The sequence below is a fragment of the Bradyrhizobium sp. 179 genome, assembly GCF_023073535.1.
GTDB lineage: Bacteria > Pseudomonadota > Alphaproteobacteria > Rhizobiales > Xanthobacteraceae > Bradyrhizobium.
This window is the reverse complement of sequence record NZ_JADPJR010000033.1, coordinates 89,280-114,433: the sequence shown is the minus strand read 5'-3', so window position 1 is coordinate 114,433 and position 25,154 is coordinate 89,280. Positions and strand designations below refer to the sequence as shown.

24 protein-coding genes and 2 pseudogenes are annotated in these 25,154 nt (G+C 59.6%); 3 read left to right on the top strand and 23 right to left on the bottom strand.

Going from position 1 to position 25,154, the window contains the following annotated elements:
* Positions 1-997: 997 nt before the first annotated feature.
* The 8 genes and pseudogenes from IVB12_RS08305 to nifH form a co-directional block, all read right to left on the bottom strand.
* On the bottom strand, positions 998-1,525 hold the full coding sequence (locus IVB12_RS08305; protein ID WP_247297563.1) for a hypothetical protein: 528 nt from the start codon (positions 1,523-1,525) through the stop codon (positions 998-1,000).
* Between the two features lie 560 nt (positions 1,526-2,085).
* A complete protein-coding gene (locus IVB12_RS08300; RefSeq protein WP_247297561.1) occupies positions 2,086-2,382 on the bottom strand; it encodes a ferredoxin family protein in 297 nt (98 codons plus the stop codon).
* Positions 2,383-2,423: 41 nt separating this feature from the next.
* Positions 2,424-3,731, bottom strand: coding sequence for an FAD-dependent monooxygenase (locus tag IVB12_RS08295; protein WP_247297559.1), 1,308 nt, complete (start codon positions 3,729-3,731; stop codon positions 2,424-2,426).
* A gap of 11 nt (positions 3,732-3,742) precedes the next feature.
* The gene (locus IVB12_RS08290) at positions 3,743-4,855 is read right to left on the bottom strand and encodes an electron transfer flavoprotein subunit alpha/FixB family protein (protein ID WP_247297555.1); all 1,113 of its coding nucleotides are present in this window, start codon (positions 4,853-4,855) and stop codon (positions 3,743-3,745) included.
* A 1,148-nt stretch (positions 4,856-6,003) separates the two neighbouring features.
* Positions 6,004-6,336: a nitrogenase stabilizing/protective protein NifW gene (gene nifW, locus IVB12_RS08285; protein WP_247297554.1), complete on the bottom strand. Its 333-nt coding sequence runs from the start codon at positions 6,334-6,336 to the stop codon at positions 6,004-6,006.
* A gap of 118 nt (positions 6,337-6,454) precedes the next feature.
* Positions 6,455-6,896 (bottom strand): annotated as a pseudogene (locus tag IVB12_RS08280) (homocitrate synthase); the annotation flags it as partial.
* 40 nt (positions 6,897-6,936) lie between these two features.
* Positions 6,937-7,665, bottom strand: coding sequence for a nitrogen fixation protein NifQ (locus tag IVB12_RS08275; protein WP_247297553.1), 729 nt, complete (start codon positions 7,663-7,665; stop codon positions 6,937-6,939).
* A gap of 66 nt (positions 7,666-7,731) precedes the next feature.
* A complete protein-coding gene (gene nifH, locus IVB12_RS08270; protein WP_026233535.1) occupies positions 7,732-8,622 on the bottom strand; it encodes a nitrogenase iron protein in 891 nt (296 codons plus the stop codon).
* Positions 8,623-9,142: 520 nt separating this feature from the next.
* Here nifH and IVB12_RS08265 point away from each other — a divergent pair.
* On the top strand, positions 9,143-9,697 hold the full coding sequence (locus IVB12_RS08265) for a peroxiredoxin (RefSeq protein ID WP_247297592.1): 555 nt from the start codon (positions 9,143-9,145) through the stop codon (positions 9,695-9,697).
* Between the two features lie 761 nt (positions 9,698-10,458).
* On the opposite strand, the gene IVB12_RS08260 is transcribed toward IVB12_RS08265, so the two are convergent.
* The 12 genes from IVB12_RS08260 to IVB12_RS08205 form a co-directional block, all read right to left on the bottom strand.
* Positions 10,459-10,722, bottom strand: coding sequence for a hypothetical protein (locus IVB12_RS08260; protein WP_247297552.1), 264 nt, complete (start codon positions 10,720-10,722; stop codon positions 10,459-10,461).
* 984 nt (positions 10,723-11,706) lie between these two features.
* A complete protein-coding gene (locus tag IVB12_RS08255; RefSeq protein ID WP_247297550.1) occupies positions 11,707-12,066 on the bottom strand; it encodes a hypothetical protein in 360 nt (119 codons plus the stop codon).
* An 11-nt stretch (positions 12,067-12,077) separates the two neighbouring features.
* Entirely contained in the window at positions 12,078-12,317 is a 240-nt protein-coding gene (locus IVB12_RS08250) for a nitrogen fixation protein NifZ (RefSeq protein WP_247279054.1), read from the bottom strand.
* Complete coding sequence (locus IVB12_RS08245) at positions 12,314-12,634, bottom strand: nitrogen fixation protein NifZ (protein WP_247297548.1); 321 nt, start codon at positions 12,632-12,634, stop codon at positions 12,314-12,316. The genes IVB12_RS08250 and IVB12_RS08245 overlap by 4 nt, the downstream gene beginning before the upstream one ends.
* Positions 12,615-13,007: a 4Fe4S-binding leucine-rich repeat protein gene (locus IVB12_RS08240; protein ID WP_247297546.1), complete on the bottom strand. Its 393-nt coding sequence runs from the start codon at positions 13,005-13,007 to the stop codon at positions 12,615-12,617. The genes IVB12_RS08245 and IVB12_RS08240 overlap by 20 nt, the downstream gene beginning before the upstream one ends.
* 736 nt (positions 13,008-13,743) lie before the next feature.
* A complete protein-coding gene (locus IVB12_RS08235; protein WP_247297545.1) occupies positions 13,744-13,968 on the bottom strand; it encodes a 4Fe-4S binding protein in 225 nt (74 codons plus the stop codon).
* Between the two features lie 15 nt (positions 13,969-13,983).
* Positions 13,984-15,540: a nitrogenase cofactor biosynthesis protein NifB gene (nifB, locus tag IVB12_RS08230; protein WP_247297543.1), complete on the bottom strand. Its 1,557-nt coding sequence runs from the start codon at positions 15,538-15,540 to the stop codon at positions 13,984-13,986.
* 631 nt (positions 15,541-16,171) lie between these two features.
* Complete coding sequence (locus tag IVB12_RS08225) at positions 16,172-18,283, bottom strand: prolyl oligopeptidase family serine peptidase (protein WP_247297540.1); 2,112 nt, start codon at positions 18,281-18,283, stop codon at positions 16,172-16,174.
* Between the two features lie 480 nt (positions 18,284-18,763).
* Positions 18,764-18,985: a putative nitrogen fixation protein NifT gene (gene nifT / locus IVB12_RS08220; RefSeq protein WP_247279050.1), complete on the bottom strand. Its 222-nt coding sequence runs from the start codon at positions 18,983-18,985 to the stop codon at positions 18,764-18,766.
* A complete protein-coding gene (gene nifS, locus IVB12_RS08215) occupies positions 18,982-20,175 on the bottom strand; it encodes a cysteine desulfurase NifS (RefSeq protein WP_247297529.1) in 1,194 nt (397 codons plus the stop codon). The genes nifT and nifS overlap by 4 nt, the downstream gene beginning before the upstream one ends.
* Before the next feature lie 18 nt (positions 20,176-20,193).
* Positions 20,194-20,487: a NifU family protein gene (locus IVB12_RS08210; RefSeq protein WP_247297528.1), complete on the bottom strand. Its 294-nt coding sequence runs from the start codon at positions 20,485-20,487 to the stop codon at positions 20,194-20,196.
* Positions 20,488-20,526: 39 nt separating this feature from the next.
* Positions 20,527-20,847, bottom strand: coding sequence for an iron-sulfur cluster assembly accessory protein (locus IVB12_RS08205; protein ID WP_247279072.1), 321 nt, complete (start codon positions 20,845-20,847; stop codon positions 20,527-20,529).
* Positions 20,848-21,174: 327 nt separating this feature from the next.
* Here IVB12_RS08205 and IVB12_RS08200 point away from each other — a divergent pair, with 327 nt between their 5' ends.
* The gene (locus IVB12_RS08200; RefSeq protein ID WP_247279047.1) at positions 21,175-21,765 is read left to right on the top strand and encodes a hypothetical protein; all 591 of its coding nucleotides are present in this window, start codon (positions 21,175-21,177) and stop codon (positions 21,763-21,765) included.
* A gap of 271 nt (positions 21,766-22,036) precedes the next feature.
* Here IVB12_RS08200 and IVB12_RS08195 read toward each other — a convergent pair whose 3' ends face one another.
* Positions 22,037-22,267, bottom strand: coding sequence for a hypothetical protein (locus IVB12_RS08195; protein ID WP_247297526.1), 231 nt, complete (start codon positions 22,265-22,267; stop codon positions 22,037-22,039).
* 193 nt (positions 22,268-22,460) lie between these two features.
* Here IVB12_RS08195 and IVB12_RS08190 point away from each other — a divergent pair.
* A pseudogene (locus IVB12_RS08190) lies at positions 22,461-23,219 on the top strand (IS5 family transposase).
* Positions 23,220-23,384: 165 nt separating this feature from the next.
* On the opposite strand, the gene IVB12_RS08185 reads toward IVB12_RS08190, so the two are convergent.
* Together IVB12_RS08185 and fni are read right to left on the bottom strand one after the other, a co-directional pair.
* Positions 23,385-23,669: a hypothetical protein gene (locus tag IVB12_RS08185; protein ID WP_247297524.1), complete on the bottom strand. Its 285-nt coding sequence runs from the start codon at positions 23,667-23,669 to the stop codon at positions 23,385-23,387.
* 417 nt (positions 23,670-24,086) lie between these two features.
* Positions 24,087-25,136 (bottom strand): type 2 isopentenyl-diphosphate Delta-isomerase, encoded by a 1,050-nt coding sequence (gene fni / locus IVB12_RS08180; protein WP_247297522.1) that lies wholly within the window; start codon positions 25,134-25,136, stop codon positions 24,087-24,089.
* Positions 25,137-25,154: the final 18 nt, after the last annotated feature.

Genomic DNA, 25,154 nt, shown 5'->3' with positions numbered 1-25,154 from the left:
CGAACTGAAGGAGCGTCTTGAGATGCTTAAGCGCTAGCTGCCGGCCATATCCGGAACGGCTAACGCACTGACGGACATCATCGACACACGGCGCTCGCTGCGTCTTGAATGCGTTATAGTCGTGCTGATCGTGATGGAAGTTGCGATCGGATGCTTTCAGATTATTACAGCAGCTCACTGAGTGCGGCTGGCCGTAGCGCGTGAAGGCGCCTTCGTGGGGTTTGAGCGGGCCTACTGACCGACCTGACCAAGCGTTGACGTGGGACGCGCCGTTCGGCCGCACTCAGCTGCGGATTTCGGCTATGTCTTCGCCGTGCTCGTGGACGCGAGGTTCGGCGAAATCCCGGTGCGCTCGCGAACACAGCAAATAGCCGGGGCGAGTTCGTTTCCCCGAGGATCGAGCAAGGATAGGGGGTGTATGGCAGACGCGCGGCGAAGCGTTCATGTCGACGATCCAGCGCCACCCAAGAAGGCCCTTTTGCCCAATTTGCAGCGGGCCGCCACTCAGCTTCTCTGCTATTCTCGGCTTCGCGGCATACTTGCCAGGCCTTCCCCCGTTGCCCCCAGGGCGCAGCCAGCGACTACCGAAACAAGGACGGTCGATTTCACCAGGACGCCCCACTCCTTTCGCCGCTTTGCCACATCGCCGCGGCTCGGTCGACGTGTCCTGCCGTGATTTCCCTTGCGTGGCTCTTAGCGAACGGTTGCATGATCCGCCAGCGCGAAAACGCGCGCTGCAACTGGACATGAGAGCTCAGAACTGCGGATCTCGCCCTCGCTAACGCGAAGGTCGCCGAGCTTGACGCGGCCGGGGACTGCGACCGGGCGTGCATAGCGGCTCCGCGTCAGCGATAAATACTAAACGGATGACAAAGGAACTACGCCGCGAATTTCGATGCGGTTTTGAGCTCGCAAGCATGCGCCGAGATTTTCTGACGTCCCCATCCGCTCTGGACATTCCATCTTGCAGGACTGTCCCTCAAAGCCCCCTGGACACTCACGCACGCTCGGCAGCTCCTCTCAAATCCGCTTCCGAACCGATCCAGGCATGGCGATCCTTCGCTGGCTGGTTCAGGAGCCCGGCGAGCCTGAGGCCTTCAAGGACTCCTTCGAGCCGCTGTTCGCGAATGATTGCGGCTAGCAGCGAAACGGCCTCCTCCCGATCCACGGTGAAGCAGACGTCAGGCGCTCGCTCAACCAGGTCCAGCAAGGTCGGAAGGTCAGCGACGTGGTGGCGTAAGGTCGAAACCACATCATTCGCGAGATAGCTCGCCAAATCAGCATTCGGCAGCGGATCAAAGTCCAAGTCGACCTCGGCGGGCTTCTCGATCGCATGTCGTATCAACTCGCGCTGCCGTCTTGCATTCATGGAGAGCATGAACACCGCATCCGCGAGGTTCTCGCGCGGCAAGCTTCTCAGTTCGGCTATGCGGGCCTGGATGTCGCCGACCGAACTCTCATGGCGTGCTTCTGCTCGCCGCGCGTTAGCGGCTGCCCTGCTCGTTTGTAGTCGAACCATCGTCATGCTCTCCGGCCGATCATATATCCCGGCGATACAGGCGAATGAAAGTGCAAAATTGTGTGCTGCGTGCGCAGCCCGCCTGACGAACGCGCAGCCGGCGGTCGCGCGAAGGAGTCACAAAGCGCTAATTTCGTGATCCGCTCGTGCCTGTCTGTCTACAAGGCGCTCGATGGCACGTTCGTGGGGCCGGCGGCTATGGCGAAGCGAAGTCCTGATTCCAGCGTTCCGTTTGTAGGTGATAGGCAGCGTCGCGAGGCAGTGGCGGCAGGCGGATCGCCGCGAACTCCAAGAAGGACGAAACCGGCCAGATATTGGGGAAGAGAACCAGGATTGGTCGACAGATCCGAGGTGGACGAGCTAATGCCGCCAATGCGTTGCGCCCTGTTTCGGATCCGCTCGCTTTGCCTATCTCCGGGGCATATTATAGCGGAACCTGGCAAGGGCCCGCCCGGTAGATGGAAAGATCGGGACTCGATTGAATCAGATGAAATCTCAATTTCGCGCGTGATCTCGTTGTATCGCGAGAACGCCGCAGCCTGCCAATCAGCCGCTACCCCGAAGCTTTAACCAAATTTGAATAGCACACCGTAACCGCCACGTGGGTAGCTCCACTCGATATCGCCACTTTCTTCGCAGATCACCCGGCAGGTACCGCACTCGATACATCCGTCGACTGTCACCTCAACATGACCTTTATCGCTGAGCTCGTAGCACCGTGCAGGGCAGGCCTTCAGCATCGATAAGAGCCGCGAGGATGGTGTGGTGTGCGGTCGCACCTTGATATGGGCGCGGCCGGAATCAACGAGATAGCGGTTGTAGTACAGTTTGTCCTCGACACGTCGGGATGGCTCGCTCGGCATTGTTTCTGGCTCCGTCGTTCGTCGTTGTCTTTGGTTTGTGATCACCGCCAGGCCCGGGCTATGCGCAGGGCATCGCTGAACAGTCCACTCCACGACCGCGCCTTGATGAACGAGCTCAGCATCAGCTTCTCTTTCTCAAGCTTTGGTGTGCCGTCGACGCGCACGTAATCCTGCATCGCCTTGGAGAAGAGCTGCGGATATGTGAGAAAGAAGTTCTGCGAGTGGGTATGCATCAGTGCCGGCATATCCTTGTACTTCTTTAGGTCCTTGATCACGAACGAATCATTCAGCAGCTTTTTGTAAAGCGAAAGATTTTTGGCCGTCATCGGATCATTTCGCGATTTGATAAGGCAGATCGCTTCCGCGGCGATACGGCCCGACGTCATCGCCAGATTGGACCCCTCGCGATGGATGGCGTTGTTGAGCTGGGCGGCGTCTCCGACAACGACCCAGCCCTCACCACAAAGCTGCGGGATCGCCTTGTATCCACCTTCGGGGATCAAATGCGCGGAATATTCCTTTACTTCCGAACCCTCGATCAACGGCGCGACGGACGGGTGACGCTTGAACCCCTCGAGCAGGCCGTAAGGCGTCTCGCCGGTTCGCTGGAAGTCGGCAACAAGACAGCCTATACCGAGCGATATGCATTCCTTGTTGGAATAGATGAAGCCCATACCGGTCATGCCGCGGGAGATGCTTCCGGCGGCTTCGATGACGAGCCCCTCGTCGCCTTTTAGATTGAAGCGGGCATCGATTGTCTCGCGCGATAGGAAATGCATCTCCTTGACCGCGAGTGCGACCTTGTCCGGTTTCGGCCGCGTTCTTAAGCCCGCACCCGTTCCCAGCACTCCGTTCACCCCCTCGGCCAGCACGACGACATCTGCATGGATTTCACCCCCATCTCGATCTGTGCGCACCCCGACGACCCTCCCATCGGAATCCTGGAGGAGCTCGGTCACCGTGGTCTCGCACAGCACCGTGGCGCCGGCCTCGCGGACCTTCTGCGAGAACCATTTATCGAACTGGGCGCGGATGATGGTGTAGCGGTTCGGCTTTTCCTCGTTGAAGTCATCGGAGCGATAGTGAATCCCGGTGTGCGAACGCTCGTCCACGATCCAGAAGCGTTGCTCGACGAGATGCCGCTCAAGCGGTGCATCTTCTCGGAAATTCGGGATCAGCTTCTCCAGCATATCGGCATAGAGGATGGCGCCTTGCACGTTCTTCGACCCTGAATACTCGCCGCGCTCCAGCTGCAGCACTTTTAGGCCCCGTTCGGCCATGATCAGCGCTGCCGCATTCCCGCCCATGCCAGCACCGACGACGATCGCGTCGAATCTTTCCTCGATCATACAAGCTCCCCCTATCCAGCGATGCGGTCGTGCGAGTGCGGCGACAGCTGCGCGCGGAATGCAGAGGTCAATGCGGGCAACAGTCGAATGGCATCGGTGACGATGCCGATGTGGGCGAAGTCGAAGATCGGAGCGTTCTTGTCGGTGTTGATGGCAACGATGAGGTCGCCCCCCTCCACGCCAACGCGATGCTGGATCGCGCCGGAAATACCGGCCGCGATATAGAGCTTTGGCCGAATGGTTTTCCCGGTCTGGCCGATTTGTCGGTCCGAGGTGACCCAGCCCTTCTGGACCAGCGGCCGCGAGCAGCCATATTCGGCGCAAAGCACGTCCGCGAGCTGCTGTACCAGTTGGAAGTTCTCAGGCGACCCCAGACCGAGCCCTCCAGCGACGACCACGTCGGCATATGCAAGGTTGGACTTTTTAGAATCGCGGTCTGGCAGGAACGACAGCACCTTTGTGACGATATCTTCTTCTACAAGCCCGAGCGGATGCGAGATGACGCGCCAGACCACGCCGGTCACGCGCTCGGGCATCGGCATCACGCGCGGACGGACGGTTGCCATCTGTGGTCGGTAGTTCAGTGTGTAGATCGTGCACAATAGTGAGCCGCCAAACGTCGGCCGGGTCGCTGCAAGCGAGCCGTCGGCATCGACATCGAGTTCGGTGCAGTCGGCAGTTAGGCCGGTGAGCAGTGTGGTGGCCACTGAACCGGCGAGATCGCGGCCGAGTGTAGTTGCCCCTAGGAGTAGGATTTCCGGCTTGTACGTATTGACCAGCTCTGACAGGGCCTTGGTGTAGGATTCATTGCGATAATCGGCCAATAGATCATCCGCGACGATATAGGCGAGATCGGCGCCGTAGCAGAAGGATTCGGCGACCGCCTGCTGCGTTGACTCCCCGACTGGGCCGATGACAACCGCGGCGAGGTCAACGTTGAGCTTGTCGGCAAGCCGTCGGCCGGCACCCATCAGCTCCCAGGAGACGGGGTGTACTATCCCGCGTTCCTGCTCGATGAAGACCCAGACGTGCTTATACGCTTTGAATCGTTCGGGCAGCTCCCTCTTGGTCGCCGCGCGACCACCACCCGCGGCCGGAGCTGCGCTTTTGGGTGCGGTGCTCATCATCTGTACTCCCATCCGTGTTCAGTAGCGGCTCGCCAGCGAAGCGTGCTCCGCCTCCAGCTTTGACTTCGCGGGTGAAGATTGCTTCAGTTAACGTTCGGCCGCGTGCACGCCCTCATTTTGTCAACACCGCCTGGCAGCAGCGCGGGGCCGAGACACCCATTGCTGGACTTTTGTCGACGAGCCCGGAAGCACGCGCTTCGGGTTCTTTCCGGGTTCGGCATTCTGGGGCCACCATTTGGCAGCTAGTGAGGCGCGCAACCGCGCGGTCACGCGAGCCGATCGATTGCTCCCCCTCATCTTGGAGATGCAACCGAGCTGGAACAGATCGAGGACCTACGTGAGGCTCGGCTGGTGCCATTGTCGGCCGCGAGCTTGCCGGTGAAAACGCGATCCTTTACTCTGAATGCCCTCGCAATCTTGCCGATTGCAGCGACACGCCCGCAACTCTTGGCGAGGGCACGAGGGCCGGCGGTGAAGTCGCCCGTCAACGGCGCCGCGCGGCCGGCGCTGGAGAGCAAGGGGTCCCCGCGGGAAGTCTCGGCCATAGATCGGCCAACGGGAGTGATTTCGTCGACGAATCTTTGGCGCGGATCAAGCGCAGCTTTCAGCTCAGCCAAGCCGGAATATGCAACCATCGCTTTGGCGTCGTGACGCATCATGATGCCGACAGGCAGCGCGCGCGACACTGCGTGGCGTCCAAAACAAACTCGATGCGGACCAAGATGTGCATTCGCTTCTCCAGACTAGCTGAGCATATGTCAGCAATTGTCGTACCAATTGCGCAGACGATGAAAATTGACCGCCAATACAGAATCATACTGAAGGAAATCGGATTGGCAGCCTCTCACGAGGATCGGAAGATTCGAAACCGTGCTGACCCTTGTCCGGAATGCGACAGAAGACATTAATCCGAACCTTGCTGCGCTTTCCTCGCCAAATATGCGCTCCCCGCTGCCGGCGTACCATTGCAGGAGATAGCTGCACCATGAGACCAGCTTGAAACGACGGAAATATCCGGGCTGAGCCGTGATTACCTTAAGGAGCCGAGTGTCCAAGCTGCGGATCCGCGAGGCCGTAACTGCAACTTGGGTCGTTGGCAGGTTCTCTGAACCTTCACGCTCCAGAGCACGAGATATAAACTCAATTCACTCCAAAGAACCGAGCTGCACCAATGCTGGATGCTTGTTCGGTTGTGGTGCGGCCGCATCCTTCAGGACCTTGAACACGCGCTGTTCGATCGGGGAGGACGTGACGAAGTCGGCATAGGCGCGCTCAAGCGTGGCCTTGCAACGCGAGGCGATGTCAGGATCTGATGCACCGGTAAACTCCTCGCCGGCGAGATATTGACCCATGCGACGCAGGATATGAAGCCGCGCCACGTCGATGATTTTCGCATCGTACTCGACGCCGAGCAGTGCAAAAAACTCCTCTGCCGCCGAGGCCTTGTTCAATTGCGAAAGGATCCCGTCCGTCGTCATTTTCAACCTCCATTAGATCCGCGCCGAGAAACCATCCTGGCTCGAATGTTCCAACCTGATCGCGCGATGCGCATGGCTGACCACCCGATCGCCCTCGGTTGACGAGCGATCTCTCGTGAATGTCGCGCCAGATCGCCACCACCGTTTTCTGCGAAACCGGACCTTTGTGCTCGATGGCATGCTTGCTGACGCGCGCGAGAATGGTTTCGGTTTGCTCGGCGGTGACCGAAAGCTGCAACTCGGACAAGAGCGAAGTGATAGCGGCAAGGCCTGAATGCTTGCCCATCACAATGCGGTGGGAGCGGCCGAGTAACCCCGGGTCCAGCGCTTGGTAGGTGGGCCGGTCTTTTTGAGAGCCCACTGTGGATGCCGGGTTTATGGGTAACGACATGCTCGCCGACAACCGCCGTGTTGAGCGCAATCGTGCGGCACGCTGCGGCTACAACGGCGGCCGCGAGCTTTTCCAGTTCAGATACCAGCACGCCGGTATCACGGCCGTAGAGCTGCCTAACTGCGACGGCAGCTTCCTCCAGCGGCGCATTGCCGGCTCGCTCGCCCAGCACACCGGGACTCGAGCAGGAGGGGGCATCCATTATGAGCTCAGTCTTGCGAACTTGGGATGGGTTGGACTGAGTCATCGAGACGACGCAGATGATCCCGCCGGCGTCCGGCCATCCGGCTCTCCCCGCTCTCCTCGCCGAAGCAAAGATCAAAATCATTACATTCCGTGCAGACTGGCGTGGTACAGATCACCAGACCGTCATCTTCGCATAGCGTGCGATAGAAGAAGCGCTTCCAGCGCATGTTCTTGGTGTTGCGAGCCGCCAGCGGCCCGAAATGGCGCATCAGGAGGCGGGACAATTCGTGCCGCTCCCGCAGACCGAGATCTTCCCACAGGTGATTAGGCTCCATGGCGCGCCGCGCGATCATCGTCGCGAGCCAACCGCCGACCTCGCCATGAGTGGAACGTTGCGCAAGCAGGAGGTCGCGCACCATAATCGTCTCGTCAGGAGCCGGTAACGCGGACTGTTCGCGCCAGGTACAACTCCTGACTGGGGTGGATGGGAAGTATTGCACCAAGAGCGCATCGAGCTCCTGGGTAGTCAAGCCAGCCCGTTCGGGAAGTTGGCCGCCATCCATAGCGGATGCGGCGAGAACGCAAGCGAGCACATGGCGATCGAAATCGGCATCGTCGCTGATGTCGACTTCTGTTGGACGGCGCCCGGTCAGAAGCCCGTAGAGCTCACTTGCATCGCGCTGCTCGGCGATGTGAGCTGCTGATACAGGAGATGACGTCGTATCGGCCAATTTGCTTTGTGTGCCAATCATGAAGGTCCCCCAGCTTCTGAGTGGACGATGTCGGCCTTCCCCGGTCGAGAAGGCCGAAAACATCAACTATGCCGAAACAGCGGCGAGCTCGGCGGCGGTCTTGCCGACCAGGCTCTCGTCGACAGGCTTGATGATGCCGTGCTCCATGAGCATATCCTCGAGCTCGTCCATGCTGATTGGCGTCGGGATGGCGCCTTGTCCCGCATTATTGTGGATCTTGGTCGCGAGATTGCGATAGTGATCCGCCTGTTTGGACTCTGGCGCGTATTCCAGCACAGTCATGCGGCGCAGCTCCGCGTGCTGCACGACATTGTCTCGTGGCACGAAGTAGATCAGCCGGCTGCCGAGCTTCTTGGCAAGAGCATCTGCCAGCTCCAGCTCCTTGTCAGTCTGCCGCTCGTTGCAGATCAGGCCGCCGAGGCGCACGCCGCCGGAATTCGCATACTTCAGAATACCCTTGGAGATGTTGTTGGCGGCATACATCGCCATCATCTCTCCGGACATCACGATGTAGATTTCCTGTGCCTTGTTCTCGCGGATAGGCATCGCGAAGCCACCGCAGACAACGTCGCCGAGCACGTCGTAAGAGACATAGTCGATGTCCTCATAGGCGCCATTCTCCTCCAGAAAGTTGATCGAAGTGATCACGCCTCTTCCGGCGCACCCCACCCCCGGCTCTGGACCGCCGGACTCGACGCATCGAATGTCCTTGTAGCCGAGCTTGATGACGTCCTCGATTTCGAGGTCCTCAACGCTGCCGGCATTCGCCGCCAGACTCAGAATGGTGTCCTGCGCTTTGGCGTGCAGGATGAGGCGAGTCGAGTCCGCTTTCGGATCGCAGCCGACGATGAGAATCCTTTGGCCCAGCTCAGCAAGAGCCGCCAGCGTATTTTGCGACGTTGTCGATTTACCGATGCCACCCTTGCCATAAAATGCGATTTGTCTCAGCGAAGACATGTTGCTCTCCATCAACCGATTGCCAATTTTTCGCGCGGAACGCGCGAGGCTGTTTCTCTCTCAGAAACGTGGGCACACGGGTTTCGGGAAGGAGGCCACCGCTCGCCCTCGGCGTCGGCGTGCCCTCAGCCCTCACTCGTTGCTGCATCCAGTTAGCAACTGGCGTGCCATTCGTTCGCACGCGCGTTAAGCATCTGACTAGGCTCGGCTAATAGCGCAATGTCCGAGACTGGATGCTGTGGCGGACCCGACAGCGGCAGGAGCTCTGAGACAAACCCGACAAAGCCCGGCGCGTGGATTCCACTACGAGTGCCGGGCGAAAGAGCGCGGACAGGAAATGCTGGGCCGAGTCAATTCAGGAGACCACACGGTGCAGATGAGGTTCAAGGACACCGGCATCATAAAAGGCGAATGTTCCACGATCGGCATGATGGGTACTTGCCGTCAGATGGGTGGCATATCGCTTGCTTTGCCAATCGCGGAACGCTGTTTCCGTGTGACGCGATGTTGTGAGGACAATATGCCTGGAATTGGAAGTAAGTTGCCGCCGTTCGACATCACAGGCGTGAAGCCCGGCTTTCACCTGCAAGAGGAGAACGGGCTGAGCGCCTTCGAGGCGCTGACTGAGAGGAGTTTCCCCGGAAAATGGAAAGTCATCTTCTTTTACCCGAAGGATTTCACATTCGTCTGCCCAACCGAAATTGCTGAGTTTGCTCGCCTGTCCAAGCAGTTCGCCGATCGCAATGCAATCGTGCTTGGTGGCTCGACCGATAACGAGTTCTGCAAGCTCGCCTGGCGGCGTGAGCACAAGGATCTGCACCGTCTATCGATCTGGCAGTTTGCCGACACCAAGGGCGCACTGGTCGATGGCCTTGGAGTGCGATCGCGTGATGGCATCGCGCATCGCTACACCTTCATCGTCGATCCTGAGAACACGATCCAGCATGTCTATGCGACAAGCCTCAATGTCGGCCGCAGCCCGACTGACACGTTACGCGTCCTGGATGCGATACAGACTGATGAGCTCTGCCCTTGCAACCGCGAAATCGGCGGCGACACGCTTAAAATTGCCTGAGGCAACATATCGAAAGTGCAGCAAGGAGCAGCTCCCGCATTCGAAGGACGTCAGATTCAATCGTTTGTCGGATACCAGATGAGACGATCTTACCGCAAATGCGGCGGCCTGCTGCTAGCGAGTGCGGCCCGCAATTCAATTCTCATTACCGACATGGAGTCTGCCGCGGCCGCCGCGCTGTCCGCGCGCGGCACTCGCGGCGGCGAAATCGACGGTCTCGATGATAACGATGAACAATGTTCACCATTGCTTTGCTCACCTCACAACAAATCCCGCATACAAGAGGATGCCGGCGCGGTTCCGCATGAACATACAAAATGCTTGTACGCTTCTGCGCCTGCTGTCTGCACATCTCCTGCCGGACTACCTATGTTGTCGCCGTAGGCCGGATCGCGGCTATTCCCTTCTTTCTGCCGACGAGTCGGCCCCCGCGCTGGGAAAAATGGTGCCAAGCTCCCTCTTAGGGCAACCATTTTAGGTTCCAGTCGCCGCGCCTCGAGAGGCAGAGGGAGATGGCTCAGCGCCGAATGACGTCTACCGGCCGAGATGATGATCCGCCGGCACGCTCGCGGACCGTATTTTCCCAGCTCAGTAAATCTATATTCACGGTGTAAGCCGCTCAGCAAACCGGTCAGCTCGTTCATCGCGCGAACTGCCCCTCGGGCGCAGGGACCTGAAAAGATCAGGTGGCCCGGCGGTCGTAAGCCGCCTGGCCCGCCTCGATCATCACGCCGGTCAATTTCCGAACATTCACGCGTATCTCAGCGCTGGTGACCCAAGCCAATCCCCAAGGTACGTGCTTTCTGTCTTAGAGAGCCCTCGGATCGCTTCATAAGCTTTGAAACCCTAGCTACAGGGGTGCGGGCCTTTGAGTGCGCTTTGAGCAGCTTGACGTCATCCTTAGTATACTCTTTGCGCTTGGTGCTTTTTGCCACGTGTTCTCCGATTTCGCTTTGCACATTTGCCTGCAGCGTCTTGTTCTTGGCGAAGACGCAACTGCTTCCCATTACCATATCAATGGTCATCGAGAACTATTCAAGCGGATTTTTCTCTTCGAGATAAGAACTGGAACTACACGCGAATTTGTCCTCTGTCCTCTGGATCTTTATCCGCGTGACAAACCCGATTTTCGACGTGCACGTCAGCCCCTTCAACATGGAAGCAAGCCATAGAGAAGGGAAGCTCGATGCGTCTTCGAAAAACAATTCGAAAAGCGCTTCTTGCTTGAATGCGCCGACTTCACTCACCAATTTTGTAGTATGATATTTCCAGGCGCCAATACTATTGATGGAGTAGCGCGGATCGGCCGGGACAGTCGCACTGCCTCACTTTGCGCGCGCATCAACGGGCCTTCACGGCAAGTGCACGGCGTTACCGCGCGAAGAGCAAACGTCTTCTCCTATTTTCTCAAGTCCTGCGGACTTAAGGGCGAGTACTCACAAAGCCAAATCTTGCAATGCCTGACCGTTACTCCTCGTCAGCTGATCGAGCACGGTTCGCTCATCCCCATTTGATCTACCGCAGTATCCTTGGATTAATAAGCCACGTTGAGATACCCAGGCAATTCCGCCCTCAGCGAACACTTCTGCGAGACCATCGCCTGCCCCCGTCACATGGACCCGATGAACGAGCGAGCGACCTGATCGTGATATTTCCCGGGCCGGGCACTACGGCATGGCAAGCAACCCGCGGGCCTAGCCGTCCTGTGTGAGCTTGGCACCGGAAGGCGATTGCTTGATCATGACTTGCCAGAGCGCTTGGCCAGCACAATGCCGGCGGCGCGGTGTGGATCATTCGTGATCTTTACACAGTGATCTCCACTGTCGAGCAGATGCAGGTGGAACTCCAAGCCGGCGGAACGGACTCTGCGTCATGTCGGACGCCTCGCAAGAAGGCAAGATGTGGAACTTTCTGCCGGAGCGTCAGGCAGGGCTCAGAGGCTGTATCTATAGCGGCGAGCGTCTGCTCGATCTCCGTCAGGTCGCCTTCGAGCACCATCTCCACAATCCTTATTGCCAGAACAAACGTTCAGGGTCGGCGTTCAGAACCGCTGTCGCCAAGCCAAGCCGTTGATGGGTCGAATGCCACTCCCAGACGCCCTTGCGGTGATCTTTGCGGAGCAGCTGCCATGCCGACCCAGTCCTATCGTGGTGCAGCAGCGCGACGTCGACGAGGCCGCCCTCCGCATTGATATTGCCTGAGCAGCACGGGCTCTCGACCAGATAGCCGCCAGCAACCGCTGTCACCTTTGGCGAGACATATCGGTAGTGCTGGCGCTTCGTCAGCGCGCGCACGATCCGCCACCGATCGAGCTCGTTGGGATGCGCAGGCAATCCGGAATGATGTCGTCTGATGATTGCAGCGTTCATTGCGCGATATCCTAGACTGCAGAGATTTCTGCCTCGAGGCAGCCAACCACCAAGTGCTTGCCAAAGTCGACCATATAAATGGGTAGGTTCGCTTCCGTATGGCGACCGACCTGGACGATCTCACCAATGTACCCGACGCTGACCAGACACTCTTCCGCCGACGCGCCGGGAAAGGAACCGTCGTTGAGCAGATCGATTGCCGCCTTGACACGTTGGCCTGACCGGTATTTTGGCGATCTTGGTTCGATCATCGGGGTGCCGCTCCTGGCAAGAACGGCTCCTCGCCTTCGTGGCTTGGCGTGACTAGATCGAGCTCCTTGCATTTCATGCCGACGCGATTGCCGGAGCCGAGGAATTCGACTCCATAGATATAAAATTGTTGCAGGAACGTGCCGATGGAGATGACATAGCCAAGCTCGCCTTTCTTGACCAGAACCTCACCGATGTCCTTGCCCACATAGGTGCCGTCGTTACGGATGGTGCGGTTGGCCCGCACGTTGTCACCATAATCAAAGAAGGGGGCGTCCGTCAGCTCGACGATGTCACTGTCACGGGCGATGTTGCTCATGCTGCGTCCCTGTTCCATAGTTCAATTGTACCGCGCCTTGCAGGCGCCCGGCCTTACGGACCACCCTATCATGATGCTCGATCAACCCCCTCCATTCCCGCACGGCGGCGCTTGCGATCACGGATTGCATGAGCCTGTCGGGATCCCGGTGCAGCAACATCAACGCCCGCAACCTAAACTCCAGATGCTCGAGACTGTCGTGAGCCCATGAGTTGATGTTGAAGAAGCCATCGACGCGGCACGCGCGTCTGCCATCGAGGGAGGCGTGCTTGAGCCGGCGGCGAGGCGCGTGCTTCAGCGCGGGATGCGCACAGCCGACAGAGTCGACCTGATTACCCCGGCAACCGATGGCATGGTGGACGTCATCACTCACGGTCCCGCCCATACGCTCGAGCGTGCCCAACAACACCTTGGCGCCAGCCTTGTCCGCGGGGCAAAGCCCCAGCAGTCTCCCGACAGCTGCCGTTCTTCCCCAGTTGCCCGAGACGCATCTGCAAGTCGACAATATGCGTCGAGCGAGAACGGAAGACCCACACGAGGTGCTCTCATAGCAGCCGAATTCCGGCTTGGTGGCGCCCAGCGCACCAGTGGCAAGAAATTCGTTTCCGCATCACGTGATCCGGTGCGAACGCCTTGGCGTGCCGCAGGTGTACTTTCTGCACTTTCATCGAGGTGATAGGATAGCCCTGTCGCCCTGGGATGATGCTCGGCCGACTCGACACCGTGCGACCAAGACAGGACTCGGCGAGGACGCCCTCTTTCGGATGACCAACTGAAGAAGGCCTCGGGCATGAATGTCGCCTGATCAACAATGGCCGCAGGTGCCTGGATTGATGTCGCGGAAGACGCGTCCGCTCTTCGTGGGCCCATCGGCGAAATCGATCCTCCACGCTCAAGACGGCGGCCTTCGGGCCGACAGGAATAGCTCGACGCGCTCCCGCCGACGTGCTCGTCGCCAGAATATGACTTGGCAACTTGCGAGAAACGTTTGGGACCAGGGCGAGCCGTCCACCTGGTCAGAGAAGGCGAAAGCCGCGGCCGGCGCCTCGTCAAGGCGGAGCATCATCCGCCCGAGTTTCTGAATCTTTAGTTGACATCCATCGTAGCTCTCAAGCAGGCTCCTGGTGACGCGGCAGTGCCGTGTCTAGCACGCATGTATTGTCAACCGGGCAAACCGCCACGCATTGCGGCTCATCAAAGTAGGCGGCGCACTCGGTGCATTTCTCAGGATCGATCAGGAAAACGCCGGCTCGCTCGGAAATAGCAAAGTTCGGGCACTGCGTTTCGCACGCCGAACAGCCCGTGCATTGCGAGGCGATGATCTTGAACGGCATTGTCTGAACCCATCCTCAGGCGGCGGAAATCAGCGCATTGCGGCAGGCCGCCGGATCGACCCGCTCAACGTGCTTGATCTTCCCCTCATTGACTTTATCGAGATAGAATTTGAACCAGGCGATCGCCGAGCCATCAATGAACTCGTAGGCGTACTGATCGACCGGTTCGATTCCGGCCTTGATCAATTCGGCCTTAGGGCAGCCGCCGATCTTTGACACGAACACGGCATGACAATCGTTGATGGCGCCGATGGCGATTTCGAGCTTGCTGTCCTCGCCATGGCCGCCCTGGCAATAGGGATGAATAGGACGACGGCCAACGAATTTTGCGCCTGAAGTCGAGAGCTCGTAGATCTGGAACTCCTTGGCATGACCGAAGTGCTGGTTGATCAATCCCGAGCCCTTGGTTGCAACCGCCACCAGCACCTTGATTTGGCTGGACGCGCTGGCGAGCCCCGCAAGCTGCTCCTGCTTGGCCGCAAGCTTTGCAACGCGCGCCTTCTCGACTTTGGCCTGATACTCCTTTCGGGCCTGCTCATCATATTTGATGTCCATGGCCATAATCTTTTCCATGGTGAACTCCGCGCCGCGGTCCTCCCCAAGCAGTCCGACGGCGTCGGCGCGGCACTGGCGACAGTGACGCATCATGTTCATCTCGCTTTCGCAGCTATCCTGCAATGCTGTCACTTCCTGTGCGGTCGGGCCGCGTTGCCCGCTGAGACCGAACACGGTGCCATGCTCGGGCGACGATATCAGCGGCATCACGTTATGCAGGAAGGCGCCGCGCGACTTCACGGCCTTGTTAACCTCAACCAAATGCTGATCGTTAATCCCGGGAATCATCACCGAGTTGACTTTGCAAAGGATGCCGCGCGCGGTGAGCATCTCCAGGCCCTGGAGCTGCCGATTGCTGAGGATGCTTGCAGCTTCAATGCCTGTGTAGCGCTTGTGGCGGTAAAAGATCCAGGGATAGATCTTTGCGCCAATATCGGGATCGATCATGTTGATCGTGATCGTCACGTGATCGACCTTGAGTCTTGCGATCGTGTCGACATGATCAGCTAGCGCCAGACCGTTCGTCGAGAGGCACAGCTTGAGATCTGGCGCGAGTTTATTGACGAGCTCGAACGTCTTGAATGTCTTGTCCGGATTCGCCAGGGGGTCGCCAGGGCCAGCAACGCCGACCACGCTCATCTGAGGGATCGCGGAAGCGACCGCCAGCACCTTCTCGGCGGCCTGCTCCGGCGTCAACTTCTCGCTGACAATGCCGGGGCGCGATTCGTTGGCGCAATCGTATTTACGATTGCAGTAATTGCACTGGATATTGCAGGCGGGCGCGACCGCGACATGCATGCGGGCATAATGGTGGTGCGCCTCCTCGCTGTAGCAGGGATGGTCCTTCACCTTTTCCCAGACCTCATTTGGCACATTGCCGATGCCGGCCTGAGATCCGCAGCTCGCCTTGCCGCTTCCACCGACCGTACCGCAGCTCTTGTGCTTAGCCATGACTTGCATGGTCTCGCTGATCTCGCCGCCGCCGCAGGATACCTGGTGTTGCGCTGAAGTACTCATTTTTCCAATTCTCTTCGCAAGTCGAATCCTTCCAGGCAAGCATCCCCAGAATCGTTTCTGAAAAGCCAAGAGCAACTGGCGTGCCATACCTGCCACAAACGAATTTTTTGGTTCGCTTCAAGCAGTTAGATAACGCCTGCTCGAATGTCCGTTTTATCAACTCATGTTGGAAAGTTGACAAAAATTGCGATCACAAGAGCGCTGGCCGCGCTATGATGACGGCGGGTACGCTGCTTCATCTATGCCCTTGGGCCAAGAGCATGGCGGCTGGTGAGTTGATCTTGTCGCCGAAATGTGACGCGTATGCAAAGCACAATCCGCAAAAGACGTTTCCGGACGCTTTGAAGGACAACTTGAACCGGCGATCCTACGTAGATGCAGACAAGAAGCAGCCCCTGTTACCGACCTATGTCGTGAAGATCACGCGGGCCCCTGCCCTGACACTCCGGAAGGCATTGTCGGGGTGAAGAGAAACGCCGGGTGGCCAGGGTGCCGACGGCCACGAATTGGACCGTGCGTCCAAATGTTGGTTGGCATCTCGAATAGGTCGTGCGGGTTTGGACGCCGATCAGATTCGTAAGGCTGCAGCCGCCTCGGTCGACATCGCACGAACTGCCGTCCAACAACTACACTACGTCGCTGACGTCTCGGTATCCAGCCAGCCGATCCTGCTCTTCAGGAAACGCAGGCCCAGCACCAACAAGCTGGCGTGCTCCCTGTTGTCCTTGCCATTTCCGTGGCCGCCGGCGGCATGCTCGTAGAAATAAGCCTCATAGCCCATCGCCTGCAGCTTCGCTGCCATTTTGCGCGCATGTCCGGGATGGACGCGATCGTCCCGCCGCCTGGTGGCCATCAGGATCGGTGGATAGGACTGCCCGGGTCTTGCGGCATGATAGGCAGAATAGGTCTTCAGCCACTCCCACTCCTCAGCGTTGTCGGGATCGCCATATTCGGCGAGCCAGTTCGCCCCGGCGAGCAGTTTGGTGTAGCGGCGCATGTCGATCAGCGGGACGGTGCAGAACAGTGCGCCAAAGAGCCCGGGATATCGCGTGAGCATGTTGGTAATGAGGATGCCGCCGTTCGATCCACTCTCGGCCCCGATCCGCTTGGCCTGTGTCACGCCGCGCTTAACGAGATCGGCGGCAACGGCTGCGAAATCGTCATGCGACAATCTCTTGCCGGCCAGCCGGCCGGCGTCGTGCCAGCGCGTGCCGAACTCACCGCCGCCGCGCAAATTTGCCTGAACCGTGGTGCCGCCGCATTGAAGCCAAAGCTTACCGAGCGCGGAATTGTAATACGGTTTCACGGAGATCCCAAACCCGCCATATCCGCTCAGATGGACCGGCGCGTTGCCGGTCTGTCTGACCGGGCCGGTCTGTAGGTAGGGAATTCGCTCACCGTCGATCGAGATGGCCTCGTGCCGCGTGACCACGCAGTGCTCCGCGGCAAACGTCTTCGGCGCCTGCTTCAGCACGGCGGGACTGCCAACGCCCCGCTCCATCAGGATGAGGGACGGCGGGGTGAGCGGATCCTCGACGTGAGCCAGCAAGTCGCCATTGCTCTCGGACGGATTGCGATCGAGAGACCAGATGTCGACCACGCCAAGATCAGGAAGCCCGCCCAATTGCTCGCAGTTCCAGCCATGCTCGGATGGCGTGCAGCTCTCGAAGACTGGCCGGAGTTCGTCGAGAATACAAAGCACAACTTTGCCCGCACTCCAAAAGAAGCTCTGCAGCGCACGGCGCGGCCCCGGCTCGAAGAGAATCTCGAACTGGCGGCTGCCCGCCAGGAATGCCGGCAGCGGGATGACGAGCACCGTATCCGCGGCATAGGTCTGCCCTGCCACAGACCAGGATTCGCGCGGCTTCAGGGCAAGCCAGTTGCGATGCGACCGCATCCAGATGTTACTTGGCAAGTCGAGCCTCGTCTTGGCGCCCGTTTCATCGCCCAGCCAGACCACGCAGTTGGAGACGTCTGTCGCATCGAGGAACCAGATCCTGGGCGGCACGACAGTGTCGTCAACACTGCAACCGACGGACACATGAGCGGCCTTGGCCTCAAAGATCACTGCCGCTTCGTCAACATGCGTACCACGCCGCCACAGCCTCACCGTGCGCGCATAGCCGGTGGTCGCGGCCATGCCGTCGCCATGGGAGCTTAACAACACCAGCGTATCGGAATCGAGCCATACGCCGCTGCCTTTGGCTTCCGGCAAGATAAAGCCATCGTGGATGAAGAGCTTCGTGTCTGAATCGAATTCACGCAAAGTGACGGCATCGCTTCCGCCGCGCGATAGACTCAAGATCCATCGCGAGTGATTTCCAGGCGGTGCGGCCGTGGCATTCAGAAGCCAGTCTTTGCCTTCGCTGACGGCAAGTTGATCGAGGTCGAGCAGAATGTCCCATGACGGCTTCAGCGTGCGATACTCTTTCAGAGTGGTTCGCCGCCAGAGGCCGCGTGGATTAGTGGCGTCCCTCCACAGATTATAGAGATACCCGCCGCGCCGGCTGACATAAGGGATATTGTCAGGTCGGTCGTAAATCGCTGTCAGCGCATCTCCGTCTCGTTCGGCTGCGGGTCCGCCAAACACCTCCAGGGTTCTGCTATTCTGCCGCTCGACGAAGTTCAGCGCCCGCGCGCCTTCGATCTGTTCCAACCATAGATAGGGATCATCGTCAGGAGCGGAGGGCGTTGGCCTTCCAGTTCGCGCGCCATCGACGCTCCTTGTCTGACCATGCTTCATTTACAACCTTAGTCTTGACGCGTAGTTCGACTGATTCAAGGATTTGCATCGCGAACGTTGCATCAAGATTTGCAAGCTACGAGCTGGCCCGAGATTCAATCCTCTCGAAACTGAATCTTGCGGAGTTGCAGCAATTGGCCTGACGCTGTGAAGATGTGCGGAATGCAACGACCGGGCTGGCGATGTCAGCACAAAGGTCCCTCGCGAGGGCCTTCCCATCAACGCCATCTCGCTGGCCCAACGCCTCAGTGCTGGCCTAGGCCGAGATATTGCGTGTGGCACCGCGCGTCGGCGCCTTCTTGGTTCCCAAGAATGCTTCGAGCGCTTCCGGAGTCATCGGCACGCTCGGCTGGAACCTTCGGTCACGCCAAGCCAAAGCCAGAGAATGATGTGGCCTTCCTCGCAGGGGCCAAACCGCTCCGCCAAGAAGAGCTTCCGCATCCGCCGGTTTGGCGAGGTTCTGTGGAGTCGCAGCATTCATCATTCGGTTGCTTCGCCGCCGCGCTTCTTGGCGTTGATAGTGATTGGAAGGATGGTGTCACTCGCCATCGCGGGTAGGTCGAGCACCCAGCCATTCGCGATTCGAATCCAACCACCCCACAGCGTCTCGTGCTCACATTCGACAATCGACTCCTCAAGATCCTTCTTGGGCACGTAAATCGAAAGCCCCGTCTCGGGCGAACGGCGAATCATGACCTTCATAGGAGCTCCGCAAGTTGTGATCTCTCGCCCGCGCGCTCCTGACACGCACGCCACAAGGCTCTCTGTTTGGCATTGATGTCGGCCAGGACTTGCAGGACACGATCGATCTCATCCGCCGCCGTCTCGCGCGACAGCGAGAAGCGAACCGCACCGCGCAAAAAGGCCGGTGGTACTCTCATCGCGCGCAGGACATGGGACGGCTCCATCGAGCCGGACGCGCAGGCTGAACCGAGTGAGACGGCAATTCCGTTGCGGCTCAGGTGGTCGACGATGGCCTCTGCTTCGAGATGCTCGAATGCAATGTTAGACGTATTTGGCAAGCGGTTCTTGATATGACCAAGCACGATGCAACAGCCGAGAGCGAGAATGCCTTGCTCCAGCCGGTCGCGAAGGACGCCAATCTGCATCTGCTCTTGTATGAGGTGTGCCGCAGCGAGTTCCGCCGCCTTGCCGAGCCCAACAATGCCCGGAACGTTTTGGGTGCCACCGCGGCGATGCCGCTCCTGTGCGCCGCCGAAGATCAGCGGTCGGAACTTGATGTCCTTGCGCACATACAGTGCGCCGATCCCCTTCGGACCATGAAGCTTATGGCCGGAGAGCGACAGCATGTCGATGTCCGTAGTCTTCAGGTCAATCGGAATCCGCCCGACCGCCTGGACCGCGTCCGTGTGAAAGAGCGCGCCGACTGAGCGCGCCATCCTGGCGAGGGATTTCACCGGAAAGATCGTACCGGTCTCATTATTGGCCCACATGACCGAGGCGATTGACGTGCGCCTCGACAATGCGTTGCGATAAGCCTCGATGTTCAATCGGCCGCTTGCATCGACCGGAATGACATGGGTCTTGATTCCTCGTCGGCCCAGCTCCTCGGCAAGGGACAGCACGGCTGGATGCTCAACGGCCGTTGTGACGATCTCGTCGCGCCCCTCCTGCACCGCGAGCGCGGACAGGATCGCTGTGTTGTCGGATTCAGTCGCGCCCGACGTGAAGACGATCTCGTGATCGAATGCCGCGCCAACGAGGGCCTGCAGCTTCTGGCGCGCTTGCTTCAATGCCGGCGCAACCTCAATGCCGAATGCATGCGCGGACGACGCATTGCCGAATTGCCCAGAGAAGAACGGCAGCATTGCCGCGACCACCAAAGGATGGGCACGGGTCGTCGCGTTGTTATCCAGGTAGATCGGCCGCACGGACTGTCCGCTCTGCACTTAAGGCCCCACTTTGGCAGCTCCGGGGAGCGGGATCAGGCGGACGAACTCGCCGAGCCGCTCGATCAGGCGCGCTTGAATGGCCGCGAGCGTCGTTCCCGCAAGCTTGCATAACATGCAGGCGCCGGTGAGCCTGACCATGATCTTGTTGCCTTCGATTTCGACGAGCTCACAATCCCCACGATCACGCCTGAGCCTTGGCCGACTCTCATCGAGCACGGCGCGGACAATCCGCTGGCGATCGGAAGGCTCTGCAGTCGAAGATTGCTTCGTTCGTTCAGCCTTCAGGCCCATGTTCGATGCTCCTTCCATTGCGAATGGTCCGAAGGCGGCTCAGCTGAACGATTTGCCGCAGGAGCAGCTCGATTTGGCATTTGGGTTATCGAAGCGGAACCCTGATCCTTCGAGCGACACCACGAAGTCGATCGTGGTGCCGTTGAGATGCGCCCGGCTCGCCTTGTCGACGAAGACTTTGATCCCGTCTTGCTCGAACACGGGCTCATCGGAGACCGGCTCATGAGCAAGACCCATTTTGTATGTGAACCCTTGGCAACCGCCGCCTTCGACCATGACCCGCAAACCGCTTGCCGGCTGGGCTGTCGAGGAGATTGCGGCCTTCAGTGCGTTGATGGCGCTATCCGTTAGGTTGATCATTTCTGGCTCGCTCTCAGTTTCTGTCGCGAGGCACAATTCGCAAATCCCATGCCAGTCGAGATGCAGCTGAAATCAATTGGTTTTGCAGGCGGCGACCATACGATTTGCGACCTGTCGGCTTTGCGACAGGCGGTTTTCCGGCGTCCCGACCTCATCCGGCCGAGACCTCGTGATGGTGCCGGCACGTATTCATGCACATTGCGCCAAGCCGCCGCTTACGCTGTGCGTCGCTGCAGACATAGGCGCACGGCAAACAACTTGCATAGGGTTAGCGGACACGCCGCGTTCGGCGATGAATGTACACGACAGATTGATGAGGAGCCTTCCATGACGTCGATCGACAACACCGCTCTTGGCCAGTTGGACAAGGAGGGGCGGTTGCTGAATGCGGTGCTTAAGACCGAGACAACGAAGTCGGGGCGATTTGGATTTCGGGGCGACATCGCGCTGAAGTTCCAAGCCCAGCTCGCCGACGAAAAACGACCGCCGGACTATTCCATCGAACAAGTTCTTGCAATCGCGCAGGAAGGCGAACCGACCATCCCAGTCCTTGCCGGATATCTGCATTCCTTCGCCTATCTACCTCAGGCCGCAAAGGTTCTGGATGGCAGGCTGAGCCCCAAAGGCAGCTATTTCATGTTCTGCAACAACATTGATCTGCTCGCGAAGTACCGCACTAAGATAGGCGACATCACCTTCCGCATTCTGCCTTGCGACGAATCAACTGTATGGAAGGAGATGATGGACCTCGCCGGCGTCGACAAGAATGACATCAAGAAGCTCGGTACGGCCGGTAGGCTCGACTACTTGCTCGACGCGGCCAAGGACATCGGTGGATCATACACGGAAATTTCATACGAGGACGGCCTGGCCAAAATGGAGCCGGTGAAGAACAGAAGCGAAAACCGTCCCGTCTGAGGCATCGCCTCAGACCCTCTCTCTCACCAGCTCGACGAGTATGCCGCAGAGAGAGTCACTGCACCCGCTTCGCCGGGACTGGCTCTGACAAACCCTGGTGATGGACTTATCGGCCTACCTTTCGGGAGAGAACACACCGCCACTCTGCTAAGCGTGTGTTGGTCAAGAGCACTGTCGTCAATTGCACCGAGGAGCGGCTGGCCGCGACGGTCCGGCTGACTGCATCCATGGGGATCCGGACATTCCAGTGCTCATCGGTTCATGATCGCGGTCACATTTCAGAGGGCGGATCGACGATGTATGGATCGGCTTTCGCGCTGTGCGCCAGGCCTTTGCCAGCCTGCGTGGCGCAGAGATGTCGCGCGTCGATGCTCGCCAGCCGACAGTTGTCGACGAGCTGCGCCCATGGACGATGGAAACCGACCCGGGGATTGGGTAACGCGCAGGTTGCATCGCTCGAGAGAACCCAGCGAGCCAGCGTCGAGCGGTTTGCCTCGTACATGCAGTTCCGCAGAGCCTCAAAATGCGACGGCGGGGTGCCGATCGATCGAGCCAAGCCAAGCGATAGCTGAGCAGACTTGGCCGCCGTCCTCAATGTTGTGAGAACGAAGCGAAGCTATGCAGAATGCCGCAACCGAAGCTGTCCCAGGACCTGTACCTAAATAGCGCCAGGTGATTCCCTCTCCTGTGAGTTTTTGATTCGGGGGCGAGAGAATGCGCGCGGGTTTGTTTTGGCTGAATGATCGGCAATGGGGACGTATCGAGCCTCATCTGCCGACGGGACTGACGGGGCCGGATCGGGACGACGACCCGGGATCATTCACACGCTGCAGTCGGGTGCGCGATGGGGCGACTGCCCGCGTGAATACGGCCCTTACACGGCCGTCTACAATCGCTTCAACCGCGGGGCCAACCGCGGGCGATGGTGCGCAATCTTCGAAGCGCTGGCCAAGCCCGGCGAAGACGGCGTCGTGCTGTCGCTCGACTCGACCTCGATTAAAGCTCACCGGTGTGCCTCCGGCGGAAAAGGGGGGAGCACAATCAAGCAATCGGCCGCGCGCGCGGAGGCCGCACGACAAAAATCCATGCGCTGAGCGATCCGCTCTGCCGGCCGGTCGTCCGGCATCTGACCCGAGGCCAGAATGCCGATATCGCGGCCGATGTTCTGGCGCTCGGGCGGCCCACGAGCGCGCTCCTCGCTGACAAAGGGTATGACGGCGTCGACCTTCGGGGCGAAATTGTTCGTCGCGGCGCCAAGCCCGTCATCCCTAACAAATCCAACCGCGTTGTCATCCATCGCTTCAACAAACGCGCCTACAAAGGCCGAAAGTCATCGAGCGCTGTTTTTGCAGGCTAAAGACTTCCGCCGCATCGCCACCCGATACGACAAGCTGGCCGGGAATTTCTTGGCCACTGTTCATCTCGCCGCTCTCGTCGCATATTGGCTCAATTGAGTCTGGCACCTTCGGCGCCTGCCGGTAGGGCAGCATGCTTCCTAGCCGCGCCGTCAGTTCCATCAGCTCCGGTGTCGCTCGATCGGGACAAATTTCCTTCGGCGGCGGAAAGCACCGACCATCCCTGGACGGCATTCCCGGCACAGCATCCGGGGATTGCGAACCTCAACGGTGCCGCAGACGGTTCGGATCGGGCGTGTCGTGTAGTCCTTGACGCGGTCGGAACGTATGGCACTCCGGGCAAACCCGGCGAAGAAGGGCATACGTCTCCGCCTCATGATTCACGACCGCGTTCTGCAGCGCTGCCATGATCCTCTTGCTATCGCCGATCGACAAGCCGATGTCGCCGTCGAATAGGCTCTCCCAGCTCTTGTCTATGCGGACCTCCTTCCGGCATGTTTCACCAAATTCGTTCCGGCCCTCGATCGTAAGCGTCCATTCCACCGCCATCGCTTTGTCTCAAAACGATGCTGATGGACTGCTCGAGCCTAACAACCCGTGTTTGACCCCAGAGAAGTTACCGGTCTCCTCACGACCGACCGCGCATGACTGGGCGTCAATGTGGATCGCTACTCCTTCATTGCAATGGACTTGCACCATCTACTCCTTGCCGGTCTCCCGGCGCACCTTGTTCCGATCCCTTCAGGGGCTCAGCTCGTTCGGCTTGGCCGATCACCCCGATCAAAGCATCGACATAAGCGTCAAATGCGGCTTCACTCTGAGCTGTCCAGTCGGGCATCGCCGGGCGCTTCCCTGATCACGAAGCAACACCCTAACAAATCCGCGCCAGCGCGAATCCACCCGCATCCGCGACTTTCTGGCTCAGTAAGATTAGGCGCCCGCCGCCACGTGCGGGCGACGCCGGCATCAACCGGCGGGCAGATGCGCCGAGGGCAACAAGCGCGCCTGACGCAACGCCGCGAGATCAGCCGAGCCGGTGCAGAAGCAGGCGACGGCCAACTGGCGGATGACGATCTCGAAATGCGCGACAACCGCCTCGGTGGATACCGTAGCCGCGCGCAGCACGCCGGCCGCCTGCCCGGCGATGTCCGCGCCCAGGCGAATGGCCTTGGCTACGTCGACGCCATCGCGGATTCCGCCCGACGCGATCAGCTTCACCGTTGGCAGCGCCCGACGTACCGCCTGCACGCTGGCCGGGGTCGGAATCCCCCAATCGGCGAACGCCATCGCCACTGCACGGTCGGCGGCATCGCGGGCGCGCTCGCCCTCCACCGCGGCCCAACTGGTGCCGCCGGCGCCGGCAACATCGATCACCGCCACGCCCGCCTCGACGAGCGCACAGGCCACCGAGGCGGACAGGCCCGAGCCCACTTCCTTAGCCACGATCGGCACGCCCACGCTGCGCGCGGCGCGAGCGATCTGCGCCAGGACGCCGCGCCAGTCGCGGTCGCCCTCCGGCTGTACCGCTTCCTGCAGCGGATTGAGATGGACGATGAGTCCATCGGCCTCCAGCGCATCCACCGCCCGGCGCGCCAGGTCCAGGCCGTCGGTCTCGCGCAGTTGCGCAGCGCCGATATTGCCCAGCAAGGGAATGTCTGGGGCCAGGCGGCGCAGCGCGCGTGTCAGCCCCTGGGAGTTGCGGGATTGCAGGCTCACGCGCTGCGAACCGACGCACATGGCGATCCCCAAGACTTGCGCTGCCTCGCTCAGATGCCGGTTGATGGCCTCGGCGCGTGACGTGCCGCCAGTCATAGAGCTGATCAGCAGCGGCGCGCGCATGGTCTTGCCCAGCAGCGAGGCGCGCAGGTCGATCTGCGTCAGGTCCAACTCGGGCAATGCGCAGTGTTCGAAACGGATGTACTCCCAGCCGGCGGCGATCGTGGCCGGCGCCGTTCGCCGATCCAGCACGATGTCCAGATGGTCGTCCTTGCGCCGGCTCAGGGCGGTGTCGCTCATGCTCGCTCCATCCGTCAC